Below are 6,662 nucleotides of genomic sequence, written 5' to 3'. Positions count from 1 at the left end.
CGTCAAACACAAACGGCGGCCATCAAGGCCGCCGTTTCTGTTTGCATCAAGCGCTCTTATCGCCAAGCCGTAGCCCCGATAAGTGCAGCGCACCCGGGAAGAACAGCAATACGGTCAGATCCGGCTCGGAAGCCTGATGACTCCACAGCCCCGGGAGTGCAGCGCTTGCCCAGGTCAGGAATCAATGCGTCGTCAGTAACCGCGGTAATACGGCCACAGCGGCACGATCTGCACTTCCTTGCAGCCGTCATAGCGGCTGCAGCTTCCGAAATAACCCGGCCCGGAGTAGCGCTGGCGGGCATCACGGTTATAGGGGCTATTGTAGAAATCCGGACGCGCGAAATGGCCGGAACCGTAGTAACGGTAAGGCGTCTGGCCGATGCTCGATTCGGTACGGAAGGTCTGCGCCAGCGCCTGTGCGCCGTCATTGTCGACGTAGCCGTTCTCGTTGTCGTAGCGGACCAGGCGATAATAAATGGTCTCACCACCCTGCTTGCGGCTGTGCAACTGCTCCATCTGGCCACCGCCAGCAGCGGCATAGGCCTTGCCACCCTCGAACAGAACTTCGCTGGGGTTGACGATTTCTTCTTCCAACGGCGGGGCCGCCGCCGCACTCGCAGCTACTGCAAGCAACATGGCTGCTACAGCCAACTTGTTCCACGCCTTTCCCATGATGCGCATGACCACCCTCCTTGATTGGGCACCTGCCGTTACCGGCAGTCCGCCGTGATCGCCCGGCCAACACCCTTGGCCGAGCTGTCATTGCTACCTGCTGCCATCGCTGCGGGCGGCCTTACCGGCACCCGCAGCGCAGCACATTCGGACAATCCGTGTTCATTATAGGAGGAAGCCGCATCCAGAGCCGTGAAACCGGCTGGATACTCAACGCGTCGGCCTGGCCTGCTGGTAGTCCAGCAGTGCCCGGCGTATCACCTGCCGGGCCTCGGCCGCATCGCCCCAGCCGTTGAGCTGGATATCGGCGCCAGTTGGCAGCTGCTTGTAGGTGCGGAAGAACGCCTCGATGCGCTGCACGTCCATGACCGGCAGGTCCTCCAGCGCACGTACCTTTGCATAGGTCGGGTCGACTGCATCCACCGGCACGCCAACGATCTTCTCGTCGGCCTCGCCCTTGTCGACCATGCGCAACACGCCCAGCGGGCGGAAGCGGACGACGGCGCCGGGCTGGATCGGGAACCGGGTCAACACCAGCGCATCCAGCGGATCACCATCACCGGCCAAGGTCTGCGGCATCGAACCGTAGTTGGCCGGATAGGCAACCGGCATCGACAGGAAGCGATCCACCCGCAACTCGCCATGCTCACCGAGCTCGTACTTGATCGCGCCGCCAGCGGGAATCTCCACCGCCAACAGCACTTCCTCCGGCGCCATATCGGGCTGCGGCAAGGCGAAGGGATGCAGCAGCCCTCCCGCCGCCAGTACGGTTGAAGTTGCGACCAACAACACGCCGCACAGCGCTGCCTGCATCACCTTCATCCGCCTACTCCCAGCAACGGTCGTCGCGGCCCTTGGGCGACACCGCACGCGGGCAATCACGCTGTGGGATGCGCCCTTCGGTGATCTCGCTGAACTGCTTGCCGCCATCAGCACCGCGGCTGATCTGGAAAGCGTCATACAGCCGGCCGGTTGCCGTGCGCGCTTCGTAGTGCAGCCCCTTGTCGTCCAGCCGCAGCACCTGGAACAACTGCGTGTCCTCGGCGGTCGGCTTCATCGTCGCGCGCGCTTCCGCTGACAAGCGGTACTGCTTGGGACCGGCAACGGACGAGATGTACTGCGGCAATGCCGCACCTGTATCGGCACGGCGGCCGTAGGTGTGATCGTGGCCCTGCAGCACCAGATCGACCTTGTGCCGCTGCAGTACCGGGCGGATCTCGCTGGCCAGCACCGAGCTGTCACGCTCGGCCCGCAGGGGATACAGGGGCTGGTGCACGACCACGATGTTCCAGGGCTGGCGACTGCTTTCCAGCACACCCTCCAACCAGTTCGCCTGCGCCTTCGCGGTGCCCAGATCCAGTGCCGAAGTACCATCCAGCACGACCACGCGCAGGCCCTGATAGTCGAACCAGTAGGTGGTACTGGCTGTAGCCGATGCACCATTGCCTGGCAGCGCGAAGGTCAGCGGCCAATGTTTGCCCAGCACACGCCGTTCCTGCGGCGTGTCCTCGAACTCTTCGAAGTACTCGTGGTTACCTGCAGCCGGTGCGACTGCCATGCCCGGCAGCAACCAGCCACCGGCGGCGAACCACTCGCCCCATTCGTTGTCGTCCTCGCCATCACCGCCACTGACCAGATCACCCGCAAACAAGGTCAGCCGCGCATCCGGTGCGGTCTGCCAGCCCTGCCGTATCACTCGGCTGACATGGCTGAGGTTCTTGTTCTGGGTATCGCCGAAGTACAGCACGGTCAGCGGCTGACCAGCGGCAGCGGCAGTACGGAAGTGCTGCCACGCGCTCCAGGTGCCCTGCCCCTGCACCCGGTAGGCATACAGCGTGTCGGCCTGCAGGCCATCAATCAACGCACGATGGTGCTGGCTTTCGCCGTTCTCGGTCTGCAGCAGCTGGCTGCTCGCAGTGAGCTGCCGTACCTGACCCATGTCCGGCGAGTCGCCAGCCACGGTGATTTCCAGCAGCGCCGGCTGGGCAAGTGGCGCGGTACGCCACGCCACAGCGAAACCGCTGCTGGCATCCTGCGCTGGCGACGCGACGATGCGGTCAGGAAAACCACTGGCCGCGTAGTGCCGGCTCCCCGCCGGCACCTGCGTGTTGGGCTCGGCAGCTGGAGCGGCCCCCATCGCTCCAGCTGCACCCATCAGCGCTGCGCTGATCAGCGCCAGCAGCGGCAGCCGCTGGCGAGAGCGTCCCCGTGCCCTCATTGGCCGCACTCCTGCTGCAGCGACAACGCCTTGGCGATATCACGCCAATCAAAGGCCACCACGCCTTGATCGTCATGTACCGCGTACAGCGCACCCTGCGGGAAACGTGCCGACACCTGCTGGCTGTTCCAGATGCCGTCGGTATTGGCCACCGTGTTGCCGTGGAACGAACCCACCGGCGCCAGTGTCTTGCGATCGAACAGATGGAAGGTACTGCGCTGCTTGCCCTGCTCGGTGGTTATCCACCACCCGCCATCGCCGCAGGTACGCAGCATCACGCCTTCGGCCTGCGCCTTGAACAGGCCGCGACCAAAGGTCTCGCCACTGAAGTCACCGGCCAGGTTGTAGACCTTGAACTCGCTGGCATAGGTTTCGTCTTCTTCGGCGATCAGCAGGCGGTCGTTGGCCGGATCTCCCCAGATCGACTCGACCACACGCAATGCGCCCTTGGGTGATGTGTCGCCGATGCTTCGCACCAGCTTGGCCTGCACCGCGCCGCCGGCAACGCTGACGTGATAACGACGCACGCGCTCGTTCAGACGCTCCAGCGCCGGCAGGATGTCATTGCCCGCAGCATCCTCGCCATCGTCGTAGGAGTCAGTGACGTACAGGTCATAGCCGCCCTGCACCGGGTTGACCCACAGGCCGTAGGGCTTGCGCAGGTCATTGCCGGCGAACACGCCCAGCGGCTTGAAGTCCGGCAGCTGCAGCACCTGCACGCGGTGGTTGTCGCGTTCTACGATGAACACCAGGTCGTCCTGCACCGCAATGCCATTGGGGCGGTCGAACTGCCCCAACGCGGTGCCGGTGCTGCCGACGTCACGCAGATGCTTGCCGGTCTGGCCGTCGTACACCACCAGCTTGTCGGTGGCCTTGGCGGTGGCGATCAGCCACAACTGGCCATCGGCACCGCGCCAGCTGGCCGGCGAATCGATGTTGTCAGCCGGCGTCATCGGCGTCAGGAAGGCCTCGGCCACCAAGGTGGACGCGACAGCGGTCGCGCCCTCGGCAAGATCGGCGGCGGTCGGTGGCGTGCTGGACTTCGGCACCGGCTGGCAGGCGCCCAGCACCAAGGCAACGGCGGTAGCGAGCAGCGCGGTCCTCACAGTGCCACCTTCACGCCAATCGCGTAGGTACGTCCGTATTCCTCGTTCTGCAGGGTACGCGAGGACACGCCCTGGTACAGCTCGAGCGGCTCATCCAGCAGGTTGGAAGCTTCCAGATACAGGCTCACGTTCTTGCTCAGCTTGTAGTCGAAGCTGAAGTCGAGCTGGGTATGCGGCGCGACGTAGATATCGAATGCACGGCTGTCGCCGATGGTGTCCAGGTACTCGCTGCGATAGACACCGGCCAGGCGGGTACTGAGGCCGCCCCATTCGTAGCCGATATGCGCGCTGTAGATGTTCTTGGACGCGCGCGGCAGGTTGAAGTCATCGCCTTCGCGGTCAGCGATGCCCGGATCAAAATCCGTGTCCAACCACGTGCCACTGGCACCGACCAGCAGACCAGACCATGCACCCGGCAGGAAGCTCAGCTGCTGCTGCCAGTTGAACTCGGCGCCGAACACCTTGGCCTTGTCGCCATTGATCGAGCGGGTCACCTTGAAGTCCGGATACTCGGGATCGTTATCAGTCTCGGTCTGCACGATGTAACCATCGATGGACTTGTGGAACAGACCCATCGAGATGATGCCGCTCTCGCCCAGGTAACGCTCGAACGAGAAATCAAGATTGGTGGACTCGTACGGGTCCAGATTCGGATTGCCGATACGCGCTTCTTCATCATCGCGGTTGACCGCCAGACGCGGCGAGACATCACCGAACGATGGACGCGCCACGGTCTTGTTGACCGAGCCACGCAGCACCCAGTCGTTGCTGGTGTCGTAGCGCAGGTGCAGGCCAGGCAGCACACTGGTATAGCTGTTGTTGGCGATACGCGGGGTCACCGTGACGGTTTCGCCGTCACCGTCGATATCGACGTCGTTGCCGGTGGCAGTGAACTGCGTGTTCTCCACGCGCACGCCGCCGATCACCCGCAATGCGCCGATGTCCCAGGTGCCCATCGCATAGGCCGACAGGATATCCTCGCTGGCTACATAGTCTTCTTCCAGCGAAGTCATCGTGTTGCCGGCGACATCGCCCGCCCTGGCGCTGTACTTGCTGCCATTGGCCGCCCACCAGGCACGCATCGCCGCCGAGCTCATGCCCTGGCCGAGGCTGCCGCCACGGTGATCAAGCGTCTTGCCGTTCCAACTGGACAGATCAACCGCCGGGCCGGTACGCAGCTCGACCTCGTCCACATTGACATCACGCTCGCGCCAACGGCCCAGCACGCCGAACTTGTAGCTGCCCTTGTCGCCATCGAAACGGATGTTGATCTGCGCGCTGCGCTCACTGTCGTCGACCTGCTTGGGCGAGAGCACGACGCGGTCGAACGCGTAGTTGCCGTTGTCCAGCCAACCGCTGTCACTCAGGCCCAGGCCGGGAATGCCACTGTTCTGGTTGAGGGTGGCGGAGAATGGGCCACCGTCGTAGTCAAAACGCGCTTCCATTTCATCGTTCACGCGCTCGCGGGTCTTGGTGTAGCCCACCTTGTAGTCCAAGACCGCGCCGCTCAACGTATTCTCACCGCCCAGGCTGACCGCAAAGGTGTTCTCTTCCTTGGTGCGGTAGCGCATGCGCTTGCTGATGGCATCGGCATCGAGCTCAGCGACCTCATAGCGCCCGCCGCCCAGGGCGGTGATCTCACCGTCGCCGAGGCCAAAGATCGTGCGCTGGCGGGTTTCCGCATCGTCGAACTGGCTGTACAGCGTGCGCAGGTAATAGCGGTTGGCATCATCGGGCCGCCAATCGAAGTTCAGGTTGGCGCCGGTGCGCTCGCGCTCGATGGTGTACTTGCGGCGCTGGATCTCGACCGCGGCCAGATCGTCGTCGGCACCGCCATCGAACGTGCCGTACTCCACTTCCGTGTTGTCGGATTCAAAGCTGCGCTTCTGGTAGTTCACACCCAGAGCCACACCGAAGGTTTCCGCAAACACTTCGCTGTAATTGAATGCAGCCTTCGGGCTGGTCTCGCCTGACAACTCCTGGTGGCTGCCCTCCAGCTTGCCCTTCAGGGAGCGACCATCGCGGTCGAAGGCCGAGGCCGATTCCACCACCACCGCGCCGCCGATGGCGTCACCCGGCATGTCCGGCGTGGCCGACTTGATCACCCGCAAGCGCTCGGTGGACTCGGACGGAATCACGTCCAGTGGCGCTGCACGCGAGGAGTCCTCGGGCGTACCGATGGCGATGCCGTCGATGCTGACGCTGTTCAAGGCCGCATCCAGGCCGCGGATCACCACGAAGCGACCCTCGCCCTGGTCGCGGGTGACGCTGACGCCAGGCAGGCGCTGCAGCGACTCGGCGACGTTCATGTCGGGGTAGTCACCCATCGAGTCGGAGGCCACCGCGTCCTGCACGCCATTGGCGTCGCGCTTGAGCTCGACGGCGCGGATCTGCGCCTCGCGCTGTGCTCGTACCTCGATGCGCTCCAGGTCGATGGCAGCTGCCGCACCGCTGGCCAGCGTGGTCGTGCCATCGGCCGTGGCCTGTTGTGCATATGCAGGCGCGGCAGCCATGCAGGCCACCGCGGTCGTCACCGCCACCACCAAGACGCTCTTGCGCACTACCGCCCCCAATCTGTGTAAAGGATGGGTGTGCACGGTATGTCCGTTCAATTGCATCACTGTTACAGATGCACGGCTGCAATATTTCAGTCCGTTACTGGCTGG

Annotated in this window: 5 protein-coding genes; all 5 read right to left on the bottom strand. The window is 63.9% G+C overall.

Annotated features, from left to right (window positions below):
- Positions 1-192: 192 nt before the first annotated feature.
- Entirely contained in the window at positions 193-681 is a 489-nt protein-coding gene (locus QMX78_RS09615; protein ID WP_282268837.1) for a hypothetical protein, read from the bottom strand.
- Between the two features lie 201 nt (positions 682-882).
- Positions 883-1,494 (bottom strand): inorganic diphosphatase, encoded by a 612-nt coding sequence (locus QMX78_RS09610; RefSeq protein WP_282268835.1) that lies wholly within the window; start codon positions 1,492-1,494, stop codon positions 883-885.
- Between the two features lie 4 nt (positions 1,495-1,498).
- Entirely contained in the window at positions 1,499-2,827 is a 1,329-nt protein-coding gene (locus tag QMX78_RS09605; RefSeq protein ID WP_282268839.1) for an FN3 domain-containing metallophosphoesterase family protein, read from the bottom strand.
- A gap of 59 nt (positions 2,828-2,886) precedes the next feature.
- Positions 2,887-3,996: a phytase gene (locus QMX78_RS09600; RefSeq protein WP_282268834.1), complete on the bottom strand. Its 1,110-nt coding sequence runs from the start codon at positions 3,994-3,996 to the stop codon at positions 2,887-2,889.
- Positions 3,993-6,614 carry a TonB-dependent receptor gene (locus tag QMX78_RS09595; protein ID WP_282268831.1) on the bottom strand — a complete coding sequence of 874 codons (2,622 nt, stop codon included), beginning with the start codon at positions 6,612-6,614 and terminating at the stop codon, positions 3,993-3,995. The genes QMX78_RS09600 and QMX78_RS09595 overlap by 4 nt, the downstream gene beginning before the upstream one ends.
- Positions 6,615-6,662 lie beyond the last annotated feature (48 nt).

Origin of the sequence: Stenotrophomonas sp. PS02298 (assembly GCF_029959445.1) — a bacterium.
Classification (GTDB): domain Bacteria; phylum Pseudomonadota; class Gammaproteobacteria; order Xanthomonadales; family Xanthomonadaceae; genus Stenotrophomonas.
The sequence above is the reverse complement of the archived record's forward strand: the minus strand, read 5'-3'. Positions and strand labels throughout refer to the sequence as shown.

Excerpts from the sequence above, each read along its gene's own strand:
- QMX78_RS09615 (WP_282268837.1), bottom strand. The coding sequence starts at position 681 with ATGCGCATCATGGGAAAGGCGTGGAACAAGTTGGCTGTAGCAGCCATG.
- QMX78_RS09605 (WP_282268839.1), bottom strand. The coding sequence starts at position 2,827 with ATGGGTGCAGCTGGAGCGATGGGGGCCGCTCCAGCTGCCGAGCCCAAC.
- QMX78_RS09610 (WP_282268835.1), bottom strand. The coding sequence starts at position 1,494 with ATGAAGGTGATGCAGGCAGCGCTGTGCGGCGTGTTGTTGGTCGCAACT.
- QMX78_RS09595 (WP_282268831.1), bottom strand. The coding sequence starts at position 6,614 with ATGCAATTGAACGGACATACCGTGCACACCCATCCTTTACACAGATTG.